Genomic DNA, 19570 nt, shown 5'->3' on the forward strand with positions numbered 1-19570 from the left:
AAAAACGGAATCACCATGTCACCTCGCACTTCTTCCTTCGGCCTGTTCAACGCGCCCCGTTGTGGTTTGGCTGCCGTCGCCATCGCGGTCGCGGCTTTGCTGTCCGCTTGCTCTCCAGACGCCGGGCAGAGCGCGCCTCAGGCAGAGGCCCGCATGGTGCATGCAGCGCCGGCACCCGCCGCAGCGCCGCCCCCCGCACGTGCGATGGCCAAGATGGCCAGCATGGAAACGGCACCTGCTGCCTTTGACGTGGCTGCTGCAGGGGGTGGACAGGGCCGCGCTGCTGCCGCCGACCAGCGCTTTTTAGCCATCAGCCACCGCATGCAGGTGGAGGCACCGGCGGCTGATTTGGCAGATTTGTGGGCCGCCGTCAAAAGCCGCTGCGAGGCGCTGGATTGCTATGTGGAAACCTCAGACCTGCGGCGCGAAACCCCGCAGTCCTCGGCAGAGGCGTTTTTGACGATGCGCGTGGCCCCGCGTGACTTTGGCCCGCTCACCGATGCGCTGGGCGCAGGGGCCCGGGTGCTGAACCACCAGACCACGACCGAGGACAAGAGCTTTGAGGTGGTCGATGTGGAGGCGCAGATCAAGAACCGCAGCGAATACCGCGACAGCCTGCGCGCGCTGCTGCTGGAGAAGAATGTCAAACGCACATTGCAGGACCTGATGGCCATCCGGGACATGCTGTCGCAGGTGCAAGCCGAGATCGATGCGGCCAGCAGCCACCGTGCGCTGCTGGAGCGCGATACTGCCAAGCAGCTGGTGCAGATGCGTTTCCAGCCTACCCGGGCCATGGTCAGCAGCGGCTCCTACAGCCCCTGGCAACAAACCTGGCAGCGCAGCTGGGATGGCTTGACCCGCAGTGTGCAGGCGCTGATTTTGACGACAGCGCAGTGGCTGCCTTGGTTGCTGGCGCTCGCCTTGGTGGTGTTGTTGCCACTGAGAATGCTGATCAAGCGTTGGCTGCGCCGCAGCACGGCCCGGGCACCCATCGAGCCAAAGCCCGCATCGCAGGACAGCCAAGGCTGAGACCGCAAGCCGCCATGAAAAAAGCACCAGCGATGCGGGTGCTTGGCTTACGAGGAGGCCGACCGCATCGGGGCGATGCGGCGGCCCTCGTTATCAGGTGAACAGGTTCTTCAGGCGGTCTGTCCAGGACTGGTTGTTGGGCGTGTGCTTGGCGCCACCTTTTTTCAGCGATTCATCGAGCTCCTTGAGCAGCTTGCGCTGGTGCTCGGTGAGCTTGACGGGCGTCTCCACAACGATGTGCACATACAGATCGCCCGGATAGCTGGCGCGCACGCCCTTGATGCCCTTGCCGCGCAGGCGGAACTGCTTGCCGGTCTGGGTGCCCTCGGGGATATCGATGGCCGCCTTGCCGCTGAGGGTGGGCACCTCGATCTCGCCGCCCAGGGCGGCGGTCACCATGCTGACCGGCACTTCGCAGTGCAGGTCGTCGCCGTCGCGCTCGAACACCTCGTGCTTGCGCACGCGGATCTCGATGTACAGATCGCCGGGCGGTCCGCCATTCTGGCCGGGCTCGCCATCGCCGGTGGAGCGGATACGCATGCCGTCGTCGATGCCGGCAGGAATGCTCACTTCCAGTGTCTTTTGCGACTTGGTGCGGCCCTGGCCATGGCAGGCGGTGCAGGGCTCGGGGATGATCTTGCCGGTGCCTCGGCAGTGCGGACAGGTTTGCTGCACGGCAAAAAAACCTTGGCGCATCTGCACCTGGCCGCTGCCGTGGCAGGTGCTGCAGGTCTTGACCTGGGTGCCGGGCTTGGCGCCGTTGCCGTGGCAGGTGTCGCACTCGTCCCAAGAGGGGATCTTGATCTGTGCGTTCTTGCCTGCGGCGGCTTCTTCCAGGCTGATGTCCATCGCGTAGGACAGGTCGTTGCCCCGGTAGACCTGGGGGCCACCGCCGCCACGGCGGGCGCCGCCAAACATCTCACCAAAGATGTCGCCAAACGATTCGGCAAAACCACCGAAGCCCTCGCCGCCCATGCCTGAGCGCATGTTGGGATCGACGCCGGCGTGGCCGTACTGGTCGTAAGCGCCCCGCTTTTGGCTGTCGGAGAGCATTTCGTAGGCTTCTTTGCACTCCTTGAACTTCTCTTCCGCTTCTTTGGATGCATCGCCCTGGTTGCGGTCAGGGTGGTACTTCATGGCCATCTTGCGGTAGGCCGTCTTGATTTCGACTTCCGTGGCAGATTTGCTCAGGCCAAGGACTTCGTAGTAATCGCGTTTGGACATGGTGTTCTTGAATTCTGTGGGTGATTAACCAGCGGCGTTGAGATACGCCCGGGCATGGAGGCCCACAAAGCTGCGGCCCGGATTGTCGCCGTCAATCCATTGCTGCGGCGCAAAGAGCTCAAACAAGCCCACCTTGAACAAGGTGGGGATCGCCATCTTCAGCTCTTCTTCAACGGCGCCGCGCTCGCCGGCATTGTAGAGCGCGATGTTGTAGAGCATGGTGGCGACGGTGCCGGTCTGTACCCGGCTGCCGTCCTTGAGCGTGACAGCGGGCAGGGCGGCCGCGCCATCGGTGATCTTCTGGTTGACACGGCTGAGCTCTGCAACATGCAGTGCGTCGGTCGCAGGTGCTGTGGTGAAGGTCATCGTGTCCCTTTGGATGCTTGCATAAAACGGGGCAGGGTGTCAGCACTTGGCCAACCACCGCTACCAGCGACAGCGCAATAGCGATTCTGTAGAAAAGCCATGCCGGAGTGCGGCGATGCGGACTCCGGCATGGGGTGTGACAGTCGGCTACTGGCCTGTCAGGAAGGGCTTAGTCCTTCTTGACTTCCTTGACTTCGGCATCGACGACATTGTCGTCGGCCGCTGCAGCGCCGCCCGCGCCAGCTGCTGCACCAGCAGCACCCGCCTGTGCGGCCTGGGCGTCGGCATACACCTTTTCGCCCAGCTTCTGGCTAGCAGTCATCAAGGCCGTGGTCTTGGCTTCGATGGCGTCCTTGTCCTCGGTCTTCAGCGCTTCTTCCAGTTCTTGGACAGCGCTGTCAATGGCCGACTTCTCGGTGGCATCGAGCTTGTCACCATGCTCGCCCAAGCTCTTCTTGACGCTGTGCACTGCCGCTTCACCTTGGTTGCGGGCCTGCACCAGCTCCAGCTTCTTCTTGTCGTCAGCAGCGTTCAGCTCAGCATCCTTGACCATCTTCTGGATCTCGTCTTCCGACAGACCCGAGCTGGCCTTGATGGTGATCTTGTTTTCCTTGCCGGTGCCCTTGTCCTTGGCAGAGACGTTCAAGATACCGTTGGCATCGATGTCGAAGGCCACCTCGATCTGGGGCGTGCCACGGGGTGCGGCTGGAATGCCTTCCAGGTTGAACTCGCCCAGCAGCTTGTTGGCGCTGGCGATTTCACGCTCGCCCTGGAACACCTTGATGGTCACGGCAGGCTGGTTGTCCTCGGCGGTCGAGTAGGTCTGCGCGAACTTGGTCGGGATCGTGGTGTTCTTCGTGATCATCTTGGTCATCACGCCGCCCAGGGTTTCGATACCCAGAGACAGAGGCGTCACGTCCAGCAGCAGCACATCAGAGCGGTCACCGCCCAGCACCTGGCCTTGGATGGCAGCGCCCACGGCCACGGCTTCGTCGGGGTTCACGTCCTTGCGTGGCTCCTTGCCGAAGAATTCCTTGACCTTCTCTTGCACCTTGGGCATACGGCTCATGCCGCCGACCAGGATCACGTCGTCGATGTCGGCCACAGCGATGCCTGCATCCTTGATCGCGGTGCGGCAAGGGGCAATGGTGCGCTCGATCAACTCGTCCACCAGGCTTTCGAGCTTGGCGCGGGTGAGGCGGATGTTCAGGTGCTTGGGGCCCGAAGCGTCTGCCGTGATGTAGGGCAGGTTGATGTCAGTGGCCGCCGAGCTGGACAGCTCGATCTTGGCCTTTTCAGCGGCTTCCTTCAGGCGCTGCAGTGCCAGCACGTCCTTGGACAGGTCAACGCCTTGTTCCTTCTTGAACTCGGTGATGATGTACTCGATCACGCGCTGGTCAAAGTCTTCACCGCCCAGGAAGGTGTCGCCATTGGTCGACAGCACTTCGAACTGCTTTTCGCCGTCCACATCAGCGATTTCGATGATGGACACGTCGAAGGTACCGCCGCCCAGGTCGTACACGGCGATCTTGCGGTCACCCTTGCCACCCTTGTCCAGGCCAAAGGCCAGGGCTGCAGCGGTAGGCTCGTTGATGATGCGCTTGACTTCCAGACCGGCGATACGGCCGGCATCCTTGGTGGCTTGGCGCTGCGCATCATTGAAGTACGCAGGCACGGTGATCACGGCCTCGGTCACGGGCTCGCCCAGGAAGTCCTCGGCGGTCTTCTTCATCTTGCGCAGCACTTCTGCGGAGATCTGTGGCGCGGCCAGCTTTTGGTCACGCACTTGCACCCAGGCGTCGCCGTTGTCGGCCTTGACGATCTGGAAAGGCATCAGGTCGATGTCCTTTTGCACTTCCTTCTCGTCGAACTTGCGGCCGATCAGACGCTTGGCAGCGTAAATCGTGTTGCGGGGGTTGGTCACCGCCTGGCGCTTGGCCGAGGCACCGACCAGAATCTCACCGTCTTCCTGGTAAGCGACGATCGATGGCGTGGTGCGCGCACCTTCGCTGTTTTCGATCACGCGGGTGGTGTTGCCTTCCATCACGGCCACGCAGCTGTTGGTCGTGCCCAAATCAATACCGATAATCTTTCCCATTTCTCTACTCCTGTATTTGTTGAGGCGGCTGAGCGCCCTCGTTGACTGTTATCTGTGGCTTTTTTGCCGTTGTTCAAGTGCGTAGCACAAAAAAGCCGGGAGCTGTGTTTATGACGCTGCGGCCACGGTCACCAGGGCCGGACGCAGTACGCGATCGGCAATGGCATAGCCCTTTTGCAGCACCGCTACCACGGTGTTGGGCTCCTGCGCCGCTGGCACGGCAGAGATCGCCTGGTGGTGGTGGGGATCGAACTTGTCGCCGGCTGCCGGGTTGATGGCCAGCACCTTGTTGCGCTCCAGTGCGGAGACCAGCTGGCGCAAGGTGGCGTCCGAGCCTTCGCGTAACTGCTCGGGGCTGGCATTCTGGATCGCCAGTGCGGCGTCCAGGCTGTCGACCACGGGCAGCAAGCTTTCGGCAAAGCTTTCGACGCCGAACTTGCGGGCCTTGGCGACTTCGTCATCGGCGCGGCGGCGGGCGTTTTCAACTTCTGCCTTGGCGCGCAGGTACTGGTCGGCCAAATCGGCGTTCTTGGCCTTCAACTCCGCCAGCTCTGCTTCCAGTTGCGACTGGTTGGCAGCGGCAGCGGCTTCCAGCTCTTCGGCGGACATGGGGTTTTGGCCTTCGGGGTGGAGGTTGTCTGACATTGTGCGGTTCGTATTTCGTTAACAAAAATGGCTCTTGTCGCCGCACGTTGGGGCATTTCCTTGCATTTCAAGGGGCTTATGGGTGTGGCGGTTTTTGCAGCCAAAACGGCATGCCGACAGGCTTGCTCGGCAATGCCATTTGACGGTTTTCCCATTCATTCGTATAATCTCGGGTTTCCCTTGCCACACCGTGTCTGTCTTTTCATTGAAAGGCATCAGCGGGTGGCGAAATCCACAAGGAGTTTGCATGCGTCATTACGAGATCGTGCTGCTGATCCACCCCGATCAGAGCGAACAAGTTCCAGCTATGCTGGAGCGTTACAAGGGCATGATTACCGCCGGCGGCGGTAAGATCCACCGCGTTGAAGACTGGGGCCGCCGTCAACTGGCCTACATGATCAACAAGCTGGCCAAGGCCCACTATCTGTGCCTGAATATCGAAGCCGACCAGGCTGTGATGGCTGAACTGGAACACGCGTTCAAGTTCAACGACGCTGTGCTGCGCCAACTGACTGTGCAGAAGAAGAAGGCTGACACCGCTCCTTCCGCCATGATGAAGACCGTGGAACGCGAAGAAGCGCGCAAGGCCAACCAGGCTGAGCACGCCGCTGCAGAGCGTTAATCACACAGGAGGTGGAGAACCGCGTACTTGTCACCGCCGTCATCGCTGAAATCAAGATTTTGCGATACACACCGGCTGGGCTGCCTGCTGTAGATGTCGTGTTGGAGCACCGCTCCACCCAGACCGAAGCAGACCAACCCCGACAAGTCAATGCCGTGCTCAAGGCGATTGCCTTTGGTGCACTGGCAGAGCGAATCGCTCGGCAGGCTGTAGGAAGCACCTGGACATTCCAGGGCTTTTTGGCCACACCGCGCAACAGCAAATCGCTGGTTCTGCACATCCAGGATATTCAACAAGATACTTATTGAGAGGTCCGAAAATGGCCACGTTCAAGAAATTCAACAAAGACAAGCGCCCTAAGCGCAACACCCAGTCGCTGCTGTTCAAGCGCAAGCGTTTCTGCCGCTTCACCGTGGCTGGCGTCGAAGAAATCGACTACAAGGATGTCGACACCCTGCGTGACTTCGTTGCTGAAAACGGCAAGATCATCCCCGCACGCCTGACCGGCACGCGCGCCATTTACCAGCGTCAGCTGAACACTGCCATCAAGCGCGCGCGCTTCCTGGCCATGGTTCCGTACTCTGACCAGCACAAGATCTAAGGAGCACGAACATGCAAATTATTCTGCTCGACAAGGTCGTCAATCTGGGCAACCTGGGTGAAATCGTGAAGGTCAAGGACGGTTACGCACGTAACTTCCTGATCCCTTCGGGCCGTGCACGCCGCGCTACCGAAGCAGCCAAGGCTGAGTTCGAAGCCAAGCGCGCTGAGCTGGAAAAGGCTGCTGCTGAAAAGCTGGCCGCTGCCCAGGCACAAGGCGAGAAGCTGTCCGGCCAGACCGTGAAGCTGACCCAAAAGGCAGGTGTCGATGGCCGTCTGTTCGGCTCCGTCACCAACCAGGACATCGCTGATGAACTGACCAAGATGGGTTTCCAAGTGGTCAAGTCGCAAGTGCGTCTGCCTAACGGTCCTATCAAGACCGTGAGCGAGACCGCTGTGGAAGTGGCGCTGCACACCGACGTGGTGGTGGAAGTGAATGTGTCCGTCTACGGCGAACACGTTTAATTTCTCACGCTCTGCGTTGACAAGCCGCCTTCGGGCGGCTTTTTCGTTTTCCGCTTCGCCCAGGGCTGCAGGCTTGCAGGTTTTTGGCCCGCCTGTCAGCCTTGCGCGGCAACTGCGCTATTCTTGCGGATTGCTGCCAGCCAGGCCAGCGTTTGCTAATTTGGATTCCCCATGTCAGAGACCTTCCCCCCTTTGGATGACACTGCTTTCATCACGCCCGACAAGCAGGTGGCGCAGCTGCGCATACCGCCGCATTCGATCGAATCGGAGTCCAGCGTTCTGGGTGGTTTGCTGCTGGACAACAATGCCTGGGACCGGGTGGGCGACGTGCTGGCGGAGGACAATTTCTACCGCCACGAGCACAAGCTGATTTTTGCGGCGATGGCGAGCATGATCAATGCGGGCAAGCCCGCCGATGTGATCACCGTCTACGAGCACCTGCAAAGCATCGGCAAGGCCGAGGAAGTGGGGGGCCTGGCCTACCTGAACCAGCTGGCCCAGTACGTGCCCAGCGCCACCAATATCCGCCGCTATGGCGAGATCGTGCGTGAGCGTTCGATTCTGCGCAAGCTGGTCACCGCCAGCGACGAGATCGCCACCAATGCCTTCAACCAGCAAGGCAAGACGGTGGACCGCATCCTGGATGAGGCCGAGCAGAAGATCTTCGCGATTGGCGAGGAAGGCTCGCGCATGAAGCAGGGCTTCCAGTCGCTGGACAAGCTGGTGGTGGATTTGCTCGACCGGGTGCAGGAGATGGCGGACAACCCGGTTGATGTGACCGGCGTGCCCACCGGCTTTGCCGACCTGGACCGCATGACCAGCGGCCTGCAGGCGGGTGACCTGGTGGTGCTGGCCGCGCGCCCCTCGATGGGCAAGACCTCGTTTGCGGTGAATATTGCCGAGCACGTGGCGCTCAATGAAGGCCTGCCGGTCGCCATCTTCTCGATGGAAATGGGCGCCGCCCAATTGGCGGTGCGTATCGTGGGCTCGATCGGCCGGGTGAACCAGGGCAATCTGCGCACCGGCAAGCTGACCGATGAGGAGTGGCCGCGTTTGTCCGAGGCCATTGAGCGCCTGCGCACGGTATCGCTGCATATTGATGAGACCCCGGGGCTGACGCCTTCCGAGCTGCGTGCCAACTCGCGTCGTCTGGCGCGCCAGTGCGGAAAAATGGGTTTGATCGTGGTCGACTACTTGCAGCTGATGAGCGGCTCCGGGTCTGCGGCCAGTTCGGACAACCGGGCCACCGAGCTGGGCGAAATCTCGCGGGGTCTGAAGATGCTGGCCAAGGAGCTGCAATGCCCGGTGATTGCGCTGTCGCAGCTCAACCGCTCGGTCGAACAGCGCACCGACAAGCGCCCGATGATGTCCGACTTGCGGGAGTCGGGCGCCATCGAGCAGGATGCGGACATCATCATGTTCATCTACCGCGACGACTACTACAACAAAGAGAGCAACGAGCCCAATGTGGCCGAGGTCATCATCGGCAAGCAGCGTAACGGCCCGACCGGCACGGTCAAGCTGTTCTTCCAGAAGAACCAGACCCGTTTTGAAAACCTGGCCGTGGGCGGTGACGACTATTGAGGCTGGGGCGCTGAACGCAGGCGCTCAGTCCTGCTGCCCCTGGCTTTGCTGGATCACCCACTGCCCAAAGGCCTGCAATGCCTGCGAGGGCTCGCGGTAGGTGGGGTAGCTGAACCAGTAGCTTTGCGTGCCCGGCAAGGTCTGGCTGTGTGCGGGCACCACCTGGCCGGCATCCAGCGCGGGCTGTACCAGCACCTCGGGCACCAGGCCCACGCCCAGGCCTGCGGCCGCCGCCATGATCACCATGGAGAACAGCTCATAGCGTGGGCCGCGCGAGGCCTGCACCGAGTAATCCCAGCCCAGGCCGTTGTACCAGTCGCGCCAGGCAGCGGGCCGGCTCTCCAGACCGATGTGTACCAGCTGCTGCCAGTCCTCCTGCGTCGTCAGTGCATGCTGCGCGGCAAAGGCGGGGCTGCAGACGGGGATGCAGGCGCCGTCGCGGGCAATGCGCTCTCCCTGGGTTTTGGACCAGAGGCCGTCACCGGAATAGATGGCGCCGTCAAAGCCGCTTTCCTCGAAGGCAAAGGGCTCGGAACGCACCGACAGATGGACATGGATGTCCGGGTGCTGCTGGGCAAAGGCCGGCAGCCGGGGCACCAGCCATTGCGTGGCAAAGCTGGATACCACCGCAAGGTGGATGGCATAGCCCTGGGCGCGGCTGTTGGCGATCTCTTGCGTGTCGCGCTCCAGGCCATTGAGGTGTACGCGCACCCGCTGCGCATATCGTTTACCCGCATCCGTCAGCATGACCCGGCGTTTGTGGCGCACGAAGAGCGGCACCCCCAAACGGTCTTCCAGTGCTGCCACATGGCGGCTGACGGCACTGGCCGTCAGTGCTAACTCGTTGGCAGCACGGGAGAAATTGCCATGCCGGGCAGAGGCTTCAAAAGCCATCAAGAGGCCGATATTGGGAATCGCGTTGCGCATGGGTGGGGACTTTGTTCAAAAAACGCAATATGTCTCACCATTTTCGCATTTTGTTGTTCCTGATAGTTCACATAGTATTTTTAAGTTTGCCGCTTTGGCGCGGTGCTGCCGTGTCATGAAGGGGGTGTACAAATGCCTGTACATGCCCCTTGATGCGCAGAGAGTTTGGGGCTCCGCTGGAGCCGCCCCCTCATGGTCCGGGCCCGGGCGACGGGCTGGACAGTTTCTGTTGTGCTAGTGACTAGGAAAGACGAGCGATGACGCAATCCACCAACCGTTTGAACGATATTTTGAAGGCGCTTGCGCTCGACCTGAAGCCTCTCGCAGGCCAGGACATCACCAGCCGCTCGCCTGCCGACGGTGCCACCTTGGCCGTACTCAAGGCCCACAGCGCGCAGCAGGCGCAAGACGCCATTGCCGCCGCCCACCAGGCTTACCTGCAGTGGCGCACCGTGCCCGCGCCAGTGCGTGGTGAGCTGGTGCGCCGCCTGGGGCAAACCTTGCGCCAGCACAAGGCCGCACTGGGCGCGCTGGTCTCGCTGGAGGCTGGCAAGATTACGTCGGAAGGCCTGGGCGAAGTCCAGGAGATGATCGACATCTGCGACTTTGCCGTCGGTCTGTCGCGCCAGCTCCATGGTCTGACGATTGCCAGCGAGCGCCCCGGCCACCGCATGATGGAAACCTGGCACCCGATGGGTGTCGTGGGCATCATCTCGGCCTTCAACTTCCCGGTAGCGGTGTGGTGCTGGAACAGTGCGCTGGCCCTGGTCTGCGGCGATGCCGTGGTGTGGAAGCCCTCCGAGAAAACGCCGCTGACGGCCGTGGCCTGCCAGCACCTGCTGGAGCAAACCATTGCCGCCTTCAACCAAGAGCAGCCTGGTGCCGTGCCCGAAGGCCTGGCGCAGCTGCTGATTGGTGCCCGCGAAGTGGGCGAAGTGCTGGTGGACAGCCCCCTGGTTCCGGTGGTGAGCGCCACCGGTTCGACCCGCATGGGCCGCCAGGTGGGGGTGAAGGTGGCCGAGCGTTTTGGCCGCTCCATCTTGGAGCTGGGTGGCAACAACGCGATGATCGTTACGCCATCGGCGGACCTGGAACTGGCCGCCCGCGCCATCACCTTTGCCGCCGTGGGTACCGCCGGCCAGCGCTGCACCACTCTGCGCCGCTTGATCGTGCACAAATCGGTGGCCGAGCAGCTGGTGGCGCGCCTGGAAAAGATCTACGGCAGTGTCACCGTGGGTGACCCGCTGACCGATGGCACCTTGGTGGGCCCGCTGATCGACAAGGCCTCGTTCGACGGCATGCAGGCCGCACTGGCCCAGGCCAAGCAAGAGGGCGGCACCGTCATCGGCGGCCAGCGCGAACGCGAAGACCTGGGCCAGGACGCTTACTATGTGCGCCCAGCTTTGGTGAAGATGCCTGCCCAGACCAAGGTGATGGAGCACGAAACCTTTGCTCCTATCTTGTACATCGTCACCTACGAAGGCAGTGCTGAAGACGCGATCGCGGTGCAGAACGCCGTGCCCCAGGGCCTGTCGTCCGCTATCTTCACCAGCGACCTGCGTGACGCCGAGCGCTTTATGTCGCCCGCCGGCAGCGACTGTGGGATTGCCAACGTCAACATCGGTACCTCGGGTGCCGAAATCGGTGGTGCTTTTGGTGGCGAGAAGGAAACCGGCGGTGGCCGCGAATCCGGCTCGGACGCCTGGAAGGGCTATATGCGCCGTGCCACCAACACCATCAACTACAGTGGCGCGCTGCCACTGGCGCAAGGCGTGCGCTTTGACGTGTGATGACCGGGCACCCGCAGCTGGGTGCCGTGGGCCTGTCGCCCGCTGCCCAGCCTTGCAGTGCCCCCAACCGGGGCGGCCGCTGCGCCGCCTGGTGTGTGCTGCCAGCGCAAGCCACTGATATGCCTGTGCTCTGCGCGGCCGCCTACCCAGACAGGGGCTCTGCGCTCCTGTCTGCAACCTCACCAGCATCCACCAAGGGCTGGCCTGCGATCGCTGCAGGCCAGCCCTTGGTGCATGTGATGCTGCAGATTTTTTCTGCGCTGCGCAGCCGTTTGCTGTGCTGGCGCAATGCGCAGCCAGGTCAGATGGGGCCCAATCCCCCACTTTTGGCGCATTGATGACAAATACAAAGGAGACAAGACATGGCAGATAAGCAACAAGCACGTACCGGAGGCCAGCTGGTGGTGGACCAGCTGCTGATCCACGGCGTGCAGCAGATTTTTACCGTGCCCGGCGAGAGCTTTTTGGCGGTGCTCGATGCGCTGTATGACGCGCCCATCGAAACGACCATTTGCCGCCAGGAGGGCGGTGCGGCCATGATGGCCGAAGCCCAGGGCAAGCTCAGCGGCCAGCCCGGCATCTGCATGGTCACGCGCGGCCCCGGTGCCACCAATGCCTCAGCCGGCCTGCACATCGCCATGCAGGACTCGACGCCGATGATTTTGTTTGTCGGCCAGATCGAGCGCTCGGCACGCGGCCGCGAGGCTTTCCAGGAGCTGGACTACCGGGCCGTGTTTGGCAGCATGGTGAAGTGGGCGACCGAGATTGATGATGCGGCGCGCATTCCCGAGACCATTGCCCGCGCCTTTGCGGTGGCCACCAGCGGCCGTCCCGGCCCGGTGGTGATTGCGCTGCCAGAAGACATGCTCCGCGATGCTGTGACCGTGCCCGATGCCCGCCGCTACCAGCCTGCGCCCGCCCACGCGGCCGATGCCGATGTGGCCGCCGTCGTGGCTCAGCTGGCCGCCGCGCAGAACCCCATCATCATTGCCGGTGGCTCGCGCTGGAATGCGCAGGCCCATGCGGATATCGCCGCCTTTGCCGCCGCCCATGCGGTGCCGGTGGCCTGCTCCTTCCGCCGCCAGATGGTGTTCCCCGCCCACCATGCCAACTACGCGGGCGATGTGGGTCTGGGGGTGAATCCCAAGCTGATCGCCCGCATCAAGCAGGCTGATCTGGTGGTGCTGCTGGGCGGCCGCATGTCCGAGGTGCCATCGCAGGGCTACAGCCTGCTGGGCATTCCGGCCAGCAGCGGCCAGCGGCTCATCCATGTCCATCCCGACCCCGATGAGCTGGGCCGGGTCTACCAGGCGGACCTGGCGATGGTGGCTGCACCCGATTCCTTCTGCGCCGCGCTGGCACGCCTACCCGCCGCAGCGCCCCGCCCCGAGCGCCAGGCGCTGGTGCAGCAGGCCCATGCCGACTACCTGGCCTGGAGCGACCCCGCACCCATCCAAGTGCCCGGCGCGCTGCAGATGGGCCAGCTGATGGCGCATGTGCGCGAGGTGCTGCCGGCAGACACGGTCTGGTGCAATGGCGCGGGCAACTTTGCCACCTGGGTGCACCGCTTCTGGCCTTTTACCCACTACGGCAGCCAGCTGGCCCCCACCAGCGGCAGCATGGGCTATGGCCTGCCGGCAGCAGTGGGCGCCAAACGCTGGGACAAGCAGCGCACGGTGGTTTGTATTGCGGGCGATGGGGACTTTCTGATGCATGGCCAGGAGTTTGCGACTGCCGTGCAGTACCAGCTGCCCCTCATCGTGCTGCTGATCGACAACGGCATGTACGGCACCATCCGCATGCACCAAGAGCGCGACTACCCCAACCGGGTCAGCGCCACCGAGCTGCGCAACCCCGACTTTGTCGCCTACGCCAAAGCCTTTGGCGGCAATGCTGCGCTCGTCGAGAAGACCGAAGATTTTGCCCCCGCGCTGGCAGCCATGCGCAGCTGGGCTGAGCAGCACCAGCTGCCGGTGATCCTGCACTGCAAGCTGGATCAGCAGGCGATTACCCCGGCGCGCAGCCTGGACCAGATCCGAGGCACCGGCGTTTAAGCCCTCAGCGGTCCGATAGCGGCAGCGCAAAAAAAAGGCACCGAGCAAAACCCGGTGCCTTTTGTGCTTGTGCGCTGGCGGAGGCTGTGAAGCCCCCGCTGCGGCCTAGCGCGGTTTACAGTACATCGCTGGCAAAGTCGGCCAGGCGCGAGCGCTCGCCGCGTGCCAAGGTGATGTGGCCGCTGTGTGGCCAGCCCTTGAAGCGGTCCACCACATAGGTCAGGCCCGAGGAGCCTTCGGTCAAGTAGGGCGTATCGATCTGGGCCAGGTTACCCATGCAGATGATCTTGGTGCCCGGGCCGGCGCGGGTGATCAAGGTCTTCATCTGCTTGGGCGTCAGGTTTTGCGCCTCGTCGATGATCACGTACTTGTTCAAGAAGGTGCGGCCACGCATGAAGTTCATGCTCTTGATCTTGATGCGGCTGCGGATCAGGTCATTGGTGGCAGAGCGCCCCCATTCACCCGGGTTGCCGCCGTCGCCCTTGGCCAGGAATTCCAGGTTGTCGTCCAGCGCGCCCATCCAGGGGCCCATCTTCTCTTCTTCGGTGCCGGGCAGAAAGCCGATGTCCTCGCCCACGCTGACCGTCGCGCGGGTCATGATGATCTCGGTGTAGCGGCGCTCGTCGAGCACCTGGTTCAGGCCAGCGGCCAGGGCCATCAAGGTCTTGCCGGTACCTGCGGTGCCGGCCAAGGTGACAAAGTCCACATCCGGGTCCATCAGCAGGTTCATCGCGAAGTTCTGCTCGCGGTTGCGCGTGGTCACGCCCCACACATTGTTCTTCTGGTGGCCGTAGTCCTTGAGGGTCTCCAGCACCGCCGTCTTGTCGCGGATCTCGATCACGCGGGCAAACAGGCTGTTCTCGCCCGGTGCCTCGTAGTAGACGAACTGGTTGATGTGCAGTTGCTGGGTGATGGCACCACTGATGCGGTAGCAGGTGGAGGCGCCCGACTGCCAGCTCTCGACCTTCTTGCCGACCTTGGCCCAGAAATCCAGCGGCAGCTGCAGCATGCCGGTGTAGAGCAGGTCGCCGTCTTCCAAGGTCTTGTCGTTCTGGTAGTCCTCGGCTTCCAGGCCCAGCGCACGCGCCTTGACGCGCATGTTGATGTCCTTGGACACCAGCACCACGGGGCGATCGGGATGGCGCTGGCGCAGGGCCTCGACCACCCCCAGAATCTGGTTGTCGGCCTTGCCCTGGGGCAGGCTCGCGGGCAGCTGGTAGTTCAGCGGCTCGGTCTGGAAGAACAGGCAGCCGCTGGCGCCTTTTTGGCCGGTGGCATCCAGGCGAATGCCCTGGGCCAGATGGGCCTCTTGGCTGGCGACCAGCGCATCAAGCGTGCGGCTGGCCTGGCGGCCATTGCGGGCCACTTCGGTCATGCCCTTCTTGTGGCCATCGAGCTCTTCGAGCACGATCATCGGCAGGTAGATGTCGTGCTCTTCAAAGCGGAACAGGCTGCTGGGGTCATGCAGCAGCACATTGGTATCCAGCACAAACAGCTTGGCTTTGCCGCTGCGTGGCTTGGTGGCCTTGGCAGGCTTGCTGTCGGTGATGGAGATGACATCGGCTACAGCAGGGCTGCGCGCAGGCGGGGCGGGCTGTACCGGAGCCGTCTGTGGTTTGGCGCTGGCGGCGACTGGGGCGACAGCAGCAACGGGGGCAGCGGCCCTTTTGCTGCGAGCGGCCTTGGGTGCTGGCGCCGCTGCTTGCGCACGGCGTTGCACCGCAGGGGCGGCTACCGGCGATGCCATGTCGATGTCCAGGAGGTCGTTATCAAGCGGTTCATCGCGCGCAGTGCCCGCAGATGCACGGGATTTGGCGCTGGTCTTGGCGGAAAAGTCGCCAGTCGAAAGCTGGCTGCCACGGCGGGTAGGTGCGGGAGGCAAGGGCATGGAGCTCGGGGCCTTTATCTAAACACTCGCCAAGTGGGCGAACTCACTCTGGATGTGCGCCAGCACCATGCAAAAAAGGCTATCTCGCAAGCAAGACAGCCTTTTTGGGTGGGGGATGGCGGAACAATCCAGACTCAAATGCATGGGCCCATTATGCACACTCTCAGCGGCGCGAAACCGGCAATCGCCGTCACAGAGCGCAGTGACGGTGCGCCAAGGCGCAAACGGCAACGGCGCGCATCCGCAGACAGCGCGCCGCCACCAAGCTACCGCCAGTTCGAGATCAGGCAGCCTTCTTCTGAGCTGCCTTCATCGACTTGACAGCCTTGAGCACTTCTTCCACATGGCCCAGCACCTTCAGGCCGCGCCATTCCTGGACCAGCATGCCATCGGGGCCGACCAGGAAGGTCGAGCGCTCGATGCCCTTGACCTTCTTGCCGTACATGATCTTGTTCTTGACCACGCCGAACATGTGGCAGAGTTTTTCTTCGGTGTCAGCGATCAGCTCGAACGGGAGTTCCAGCTTTTCCTTGAAGTCATCGTGCGACTTCATGTTGTCGCGCGACACGCCGAAGACGGCTGCACCGGCCTTGACGAAATCCGCGTATTTATCGCGGAATTGCATGGCTTCGGTGGTACAACCGGGGGTGTTATCCTTGGGGTAGAAGTACAGCACCAGAATTTGCCCCTGATGCGACGTGTTGGAAACCTTGAGGCCTCCCGTCGCTTGTGCATCAAATTCTGGCAAGGGTTTGTTGACAACAACAGCCATAGCTCTCTATTTTCTCCGGAGTAATCGCAAAAAGGCCGCAGGAATCAAAGTATTCATCTAGTTGTTATTCAGGCCCGCGGCCGCAAGCGACTATTTTAACCCGAATCGAAATATTTATCGAGCCCCTTCGATAAACACAGGCTATCGAATGTGGTTATAGCCCCTCAGGTTCCACTAACGCAGCAAGTAACACTTTGCGTCCTTCCCCCGCCAAGACGTTGTAGGTACGGCATGCAGCAGGCGTGTCCATGGTCTCGAAACCAATGCGCTTGGCGATCAAGGGGGCCAGCCAGGCGGGCGAAGGAAAACGTAACCGATTGCCACTGCCGAAAATTATCGTTTCCACCTCAGCCTCCGCTAATTGGGCAAAATGGGCAGGGCCCAGGTCTTCGAAACGGGCACAGTCCCAAGCCTGGAGGCTGCCATTGGAGCGCACCACCAGGCTGTGGGTGTAGCGCTGCTGGTCTACCGCCAACCAACCGGGGCCATAGCCTGTGATGGTCAGGGTGTCGGATTTATCGGGCTGGAACTTCATGACGGGGAGCTTTCGGCAAACGGGACAAGGACACAGGATGGCCCGGTGCGGTAGACGCAGGGAGCCACTACAGGGCGATCAACGCAAGGATCTGTGGTCAAATTATAGTTTTCACCTAGTTGGATTGTGGGTTCGAGGTGTTGGCATGGGTGCCTGCCGGCTGCAATCCCTTGTTTTCAGAGGTAGTGGGTTCTGTCATGAAGACGATTCAAAAATCCGCCAAGCTGGCCAATGTGTGTTACGACATTCGAGGGCCGATCATGGATGCGGCGAAGCGGATGGAGGACGAAGGACAGAAGATCACCAAGCTCAACATCGGCAACCTGGCGGTGTTCGGCTTTGATGCCCCTGAAGAGGTGCAGCTGGACATGATCCGCAATCTGCCCAACTCGGCAGGCTACTCCGACAGCAAGGGTATTTTTGCGGCGCGCAAGGCGGTGATGCATGAAACCCAGCGCCTGGGCGTCAAGGGCGTGGGCCTCGATGACATCTACCTGGGCAATGGCGCATCTGAGCTGATCAGCTTGGCCACCAATGCGCTGCTGGACACCGGCGACGAAATGCTGCTGCCCGCACCCGATTACCCGCTGTGGACGGCGGCGACCAGCCTGTCGGGCGGCACGCCGGTGCACTACCTCTGTGACGAGGAAAACGGCTGGATGCCCAACCTGGCTGACATCCGCGCCAAGATCACGCCCCGCACCAAGGGCATCGTGGTGATCAACCCCAACAACCCCACGGGCGCCTTGTACTCGGATGCGCTGCTGCGCGAGATGGTGCAGATCGCCCGCGAGCATGGCCTGGTCATCTTTGCCGATGAAGTCTATGACAAGGTGCTGTATGACGATGCCAAGCACACGCCCCTGGCGGCGCTGTCGCAGGATGTGTTGACCATCACCTTCAACTCCCTGTCCAAGGCCTACCGCAGCTGCGGTTACCGTGCGGGCTGGATGGTGATCTCTGGTGACAAGAGCGGTGCGAGCGACTATATCGAGGGCTTGAACATGCTCTCGAACATGCGCTTGTGCGCCAATGTGCCTGGCCAGTGGGCCGTGCAAACCGCCTTGGGCGGGCATCAGAGCATCGACGAGCTGGTGCAAGAGGGTGGCCGTCTGCGCAGACAGCGCGACCTGGCCTGGGAGCTGATCAATGCCATTCCCGGCGTCAGCTGCGTCAAGCCTCAAGGCGCGCTGTACATGTTCCCCAAACTCGATCCTGCGGTCTACCCGATCGCGGACGACCAGGAGTTCTTCCTGCAGGTGCTCAAGGAGACCCGCGTCATGCTGGTCCAGGGCACCGGCTTCAACTGGCCCCGGCCTGACCACTTCCGCATCGTGTTCCTGCCCCATGAGGCGGACCTGCGCGAAGCGATCAACCGCCTGGCCGCTTTCCTGGCCAGGTACCGCCTTCGCCACGGCACTGACCAGCTTGCACAGGCCCACAAGGTCGATATCAAGCTGGTCAAGGGCAAGGCAGAAAAATCTGCTGCCTGAGTCGGCACTTTTCCGATCTGACAACGACAGGCGTCCGGCTGGACGCCTTGTTAGTTATTAAACGTACACAAGAGAATTTATGAAACCGATCCAAGTAGGCTTGTTGGGCATCGGCACCGTCGGTAGCGGTGTCTTCAACGTGTTGCAACGTAACCATGACGAAATTCGCCGCCGCGCTGGCCGCGATATTGCGGTGACCATGGTGGCCGATCTGGACGAAGCCCGTGCACGCGCGGTGGTGGGTGACCAGGTCAAGGTGGTCAAGGATGCCCGCGAGGTGATCGCCAATCCCGAGATCGATGTGGTCATCGAGCTCATCGGTGGCTACGGCATTGCCAAGGCCCTGGTGCTGGAAGCGATTGCCGCCGGCAAGCATGTGGTAACGGCCAACAAGGCCTTGCTGGCCGTGCATGGCTCGGAGATTTTCAAGGCCGCCGCCGACAAGGGCGTGATGGTGGCCTACGAAGCGGCTGTGGCCGGTGGCATCCCCATCATCAAGGCGCTGCGCGAAGGCCTGACCGCCAACCAGATTCAGTGGATTGCCGGCATCATCAACGGTACAACCAATTTCATCCTCTCGGAGATGCGCGACAAGGGCCTGGACTTTGACGTGGTGCTCAAAGAGGCGCAGCGCCTGGGCTACGCCGAGGCCGACCCCACCTTTGACATCGAAGGTGTGGATGCTGCCCACAAGGCCACCTTGATGAGCGCCATCGCCTTTGGCGTGCCGGTGCAGTTCGACAAGGCCTATGTCGAGGGCATCACCAAGCTGTCGTCGGTTGATATCCGCTACGCCGAGCAACTGGGCTACCGCATCAAGCTGCTGGGCATCACCAAGCGCACCGACAAGGGTATCGAGCTGCGGGTACACCCTTCGCTGGTGCCCTCCAAGCGCCTGATCGCCAATGTGGAAGGCGCGATGAATGCCGTGGTGGTGCACGGTGATGCCGTCGGCACCACCTTGTACTACGGCAAGGGCGCCGGCTCGGAGCCCACGGCCTCGGCTGTGATTGCCGACCTGGTGGACATTGCCCGCCTGGAGGGCGCCGATGTAGCCCACCGCGTGCCGCCGCTGGCCTTCCAGAGCAGCACCTTGCGCGAAGCCGGTCAGGAACTGCCCGTGCTGCCGATGGCCGATATCACCACCAGCTACTACCTGCGCATGCGCGTGGCCGATGAGGCCGGCGTGCTGGCCAAGGTGACCGGCATTCTGGCAGGTGCCAGCATCAGCATTGATGCGGTGCTGCAGCGCGAAGCCGACGAAGTCGGTGGCGAAGGCTCGACCCAGACCGACTTGATCATCCTCACGCACGACACGCGCGAAGGCAATATGAACAAGGCGCTGGCTGAAATCCAGGGCCTGCCCACCGTGCTGGCCCCCATCACCCGCATCCGCAAGGAAGAGCTGAACTGAGCACCTGCTGATACTCCGCGCTAGCGTCTACCGCCAGTGGCCCACCCGGCCCTGGCGGTTTTTC

General features: G+C 62.1%; 19 protein-coding genes. 11 read left to right on the forward strand and 8 right to left on the reverse strand.

Annotated features, from left to right (window positions below; translation table 11 throughout):
• The first annotated feature begins 15 nt into the window (after positions 1-15).
• Positions 16-1029 (forward strand): DUF4349 domain-containing protein, encoded by a 1014-nt coding sequence (locus M2375_RS17625; RefSeq protein WP_259169195.1) that lies wholly within the window; start codon positions 16-18, stop codon positions 1027-1029.
• 93 nt (positions 1030-1122) lie between these two features.
• On the opposite strand, the gene dnaJ is transcribed toward M2375_RS17625, so the two are convergent.
• From dnaJ to grpE, 4 genes are all read right to left on the reverse strand, one after another.
• The gene (dnaJ, locus tag M2375_RS17630; RefSeq protein ID WP_259169197.1) at positions 1123-2253 is read right to left on the reverse strand and encodes a molecular chaperone DnaJ; all 1131 of its coding nucleotides are present in this window, start codon (positions 2251-2253) and stop codon (positions 1123-1125) included.
• Positions 2254-2277: 24 nt separating this feature from the next.
• The gene (locus M2375_RS17635) at positions 2278-2619 is read right to left on the reverse strand and encodes a hypothetical protein (protein ID WP_259169198.1); all 342 of its coding nucleotides are present in this window, start codon (positions 2617-2619) and stop codon (positions 2278-2280) included.
• A 169-nt stretch (positions 2620-2788) separates the two neighbouring features.
• A complete protein-coding gene (gene dnaK, locus M2375_RS17640) occupies positions 2789-4717 on the reverse strand; it encodes a molecular chaperone DnaK (protein ID WP_259169199.1) in 1929 nt (642 codons plus the stop codon).
• A 108-nt stretch (positions 4718-4825) separates the two neighbouring features.
• Positions 4826-5362 carry a nucleotide exchange factor GrpE gene (grpE, locus tag M2375_RS17645; RefSeq protein ID WP_259169200.1) on the reverse strand — a complete coding sequence of 179 codons (537 nt, stop codon included), beginning with the start codon at positions 5360-5362 and terminating at the stop codon, positions 4826-4828.
• Positions 5363-5609: 247 nt separating this feature from the next.
• On the opposite strand from grpE, the gene rpsF reads away from it, so the two are divergent.
• The 5 genes from rpsF to dnaB all read left to right on the forward strand — a co-directional run bounded on the left by rpsF (position 5610) and on the right by dnaB (position 8633).
• Positions 5610-5984, forward strand: a complete 375-nt coding sequence (rpsF, locus tag M2375_RS17650) for a 30S ribosomal protein S6 (protein WP_021028344.1) — start codon at positions 5610-5612, stop codon at positions 5982-5984.
• 11 nt (positions 5985-5995) lie between these two features.
• Positions 5996-6292, forward strand: coding sequence for a primosomal replication protein N (gene priB / locus M2375_RS17655; RefSeq protein ID WP_116924776.1), 297 nt, complete (start codon positions 5996-5998; stop codon positions 6290-6292).
• An 11-nt stretch (positions 6293-6303) separates the two neighbouring features.
• The gene (rpsR, locus tag M2375_RS17660) at positions 6304-6585 is read left to right on the forward strand and encodes a 30S ribosomal protein S18 (protein WP_021028346.1); all 282 of its coding nucleotides are present in this window, start codon (positions 6304-6306) and stop codon (positions 6583-6585) included.
• 11 nt (positions 6586-6596) lie between these two features.
• Complete coding sequence (rplI, locus tag M2375_RS17665) at positions 6597-7049, forward strand: 50S ribosomal protein L9 (RefSeq protein WP_259169203.1); 453 nt, start codon at positions 6597-6599, stop codon at positions 7047-7049.
• 171 nt (positions 7050-7220) lie between these two features.
• Positions 7221-8633: a replicative DNA helicase gene (gene dnaB, locus M2375_RS17670; protein WP_259169204.1), complete on the forward strand. Its 1413-nt coding sequence runs from the start codon at positions 7221-7223 to the stop codon at positions 8631-8633.
• A gap of 24 nt (positions 8634-8657) precedes the next feature.
• On the opposite strand, the gene M2375_RS17675 is transcribed toward dnaB, so the two are convergent.
• Entirely contained in the window at positions 8658-9560 is a 903-nt protein-coding gene (locus M2375_RS17675) for a LysR substrate-binding domain-containing protein (RefSeq protein WP_259169205.1), read from the reverse strand.
• Between the two features lie 257 nt (positions 9561-9817).
• On the opposite strand from M2375_RS17675, the gene M2375_RS17680 reads away from it, so the two are divergent.
• Genes M2375_RS17680 through M2375_RS17690 form a run of 3 tightly spaced genes read left to right on the forward strand, consistent with a single transcriptional unit; the run spans position 9818 to position 13404 of the window.
• On the forward strand, positions 9818-11350 hold the full coding sequence (locus M2375_RS17680; RefSeq protein ID WP_259169206.1) for an aldehyde dehydrogenase family protein: 1533 nt from the start codon (positions 9818-9820) through the stop codon (positions 11348-11350).
• Positions 11350-11688, forward strand: a complete 339-nt coding sequence (locus M2375_RS17685) for a hypothetical protein (protein WP_259169207.1) — start codon at positions 11350-11352, stop codon at positions 11686-11688. Before M2375_RS17680 ends, M2375_RS17685 begins: the two co-directional genes overlap by 1 nt.
• Positions 11689-11712: 24 nt before the next feature.
• Positions 11713-13404 (forward strand): thiamine pyrophosphate-binding protein, encoded by a 1692-nt coding sequence (locus M2375_RS17690; protein ID WP_259169208.1) that lies wholly within the window; start codon positions 11713-11715, stop codon positions 13402-13404.
• Between the two features lie 115 nt (positions 13405-13519).
• Here M2375_RS17690 and M2375_RS17695 read toward each other — a convergent pair whose 3' ends face one another.
• The 3 genes from M2375_RS17695 to M2375_RS17705 form a co-directional block, all read right to left on the reverse strand.
• The gene (locus M2375_RS17695) at positions 13520-15292 is read right to left on the reverse strand and encodes a PhoH family protein (protein ID WP_259169209.1); all 1773 of its coding nucleotides are present in this window, start codon (positions 15290-15292) and stop codon (positions 13520-13522) included.
• Between the two features lie 283 nt (positions 15293-15575).
• Positions 15576-16064 (reverse strand): peroxiredoxin, encoded by a 489-nt coding sequence (locus M2375_RS17700; protein WP_182327179.1) that lies wholly within the window; start codon positions 16062-16064, stop codon positions 15576-15578.
• 154 nt (positions 16065-16218) lie between these two features.
• Positions 16219-16599 carry an Mth938-like domain-containing protein gene (locus tag M2375_RS17705; protein ID WP_259169210.1) on the reverse strand — a complete coding sequence of 127 codons (381 nt, stop codon included), beginning with the start codon at positions 16597-16599 and terminating at the stop codon, positions 16219-16221.
• Positions 16600-16796: 197 nt separating this feature from the next.
• Here M2375_RS17705 and M2375_RS17710 point away from each other — a divergent pair, with 197 nt between their 5' ends.
• Together M2375_RS17710 and M2375_RS17715 are read left to right on the forward strand one after the other, a co-directional pair.
• On the forward strand, positions 16797-18092 hold the full coding sequence (locus M2375_RS17710; RefSeq protein WP_259169212.1) for a pyridoxal phosphate-dependent aminotransferase: 1296 nt from the start codon (positions 16797-16799) through the stop codon (positions 18090-18092).
• Positions 18093-18171: 79 nt separating this feature from the next.
• The gene (locus M2375_RS17715) at positions 18172-19506 is read left to right on the forward strand and encodes a homoserine dehydrogenase (protein WP_259169214.1); all 1335 of its coding nucleotides are present in this window, start codon (positions 18172-18174) and stop codon (positions 19504-19506) included.
• The last annotated feature ends 64 nt before the right edge of the window (positions 19507-19570 follow it).

It is taken from the genome of Comamonas sp. BIGb0152 (assembly GCF_024809975.1).
Taxonomy (GTDB): domain Bacteria; phylum Pseudomonadota; class Gammaproteobacteria; order Burkholderiales; family Burkholderiaceae_C; genus Comamonas.

Excerpts from the sequence above, each read along its gene's own strand:
- M2375_RS17695 (WP_259169209.1), bottom strand. The coding sequence starts at position 15,292 with ATGCCCTTGCCTCCCGCACCTACCCGCCGTGGCAGCCAGCTTTCGACT.
- dnaK (WP_259169199.1), bottom strand. The coding sequence starts at position 4,717 with ATGGGAAAGATTATCGGTATTGATTTGGGCACGACCAACAGCTGCGTG.
- M2375_RS17690 (WP_259169208.1), top strand. The coding sequence starts at position 11,713 with ATGGCAGATAAGCAACAAGCACGTACCGGAGGCCAGCTGGTGGTGGAC.
- rpsF (WP_021028344.1), top strand. The coding sequence starts at position 5,610 with ATGCGTCATTACGAGATCGTGCTGCTGATCCACCCCGATCAGAGCGAA.
- rplI (WP_259169203.1), top strand. The coding sequence starts at position 6,597 with ATGCAAATTATTCTGCTCGACAAGGTCGTCAATCTGGGCAACCTGGGT.
- grpE (WP_259169200.1), bottom strand. The coding sequence starts at position 5,362 with ATGTCAGACAACCTCCACCCCGAAGGCCAAAACCCCATGTCCGCCGAA.
- M2375_RS17625 (WP_259169195.1), top strand. The coding sequence starts at position 16 with ATGTCACCTCGCACTTCTTCCTTCGGCCTGTTCAACGCGCCCCGTTGT.
- rpsR (WP_021028346.1), top strand. The coding sequence starts at position 6,304 with ATGGCCACGTTCAAGAAATTCAACAAAGACAAGCGCCCTAAGCGCAAC.
- M2375_RS17680 (WP_259169206.1), top strand. The coding sequence starts at position 9,818 with ATGACGCAATCCACCAACCGTTTGAACGATATTTTGAAGGCGCTTGCG.
- M2375_RS17715 (WP_259169214.1), top strand. The coding sequence starts at position 18,172 with ATGAAACCGATCCAAGTAGGCTTGTTGGGCATCGGCACCGTCGGTAGC.
- M2375_RS17705 (WP_259169210.1), bottom strand. The coding sequence starts at position 16,599 with ATGAAGTTCCAGCCCGATAAATCCGACACCCTGACCATCACAGGCTAT.
- dnaJ (WP_259169197.1), bottom strand. The coding sequence starts at position 2,253 with ATGTCCAAACGCGATTACTACGAAGTCCTTGGCCTGAGCAAATCTGCC.
- M2375_RS17675 (WP_259169205.1), bottom strand. The coding sequence starts at position 9,560 with ATGCGCAACGCGATTCCCAATATCGGCCTCTTGATGGCTTTTGAAGCC.
- dnaB (WP_259169204.1), top strand. The coding sequence starts at position 7,221 with ATGTCAGAGACCTTCCCCCCTTTGGATGACACTGCTTTCATCACGCCC.
- M2375_RS17635 (WP_259169198.1), bottom strand. The coding sequence starts at position 2,619 with ATGACCTTCACCACAGCACCTGCGACCGACGCACTGCATGTTGCAGAG.
- M2375_RS17710 (WP_259169212.1), top strand. The coding sequence starts at position 16,797 with ATGAAGACGATTCAAAAATCCGCCAAGCTGGCCAATGTGTGTTACGAC.
- M2375_RS17700 (WP_182327179.1), bottom strand. The coding sequence starts at position 16,064 with ATGGCTGTTGTTGTCAACAAACCCTTGCCAGAATTTGATGCACAAGCG.
- M2375_RS17685 (WP_259169207.1), top strand. The coding sequence starts at position 11,350 with ATGACCGGGCACCCGCAGCTGGGTGCCGTGGGCCTGTCGCCCGCTGCC.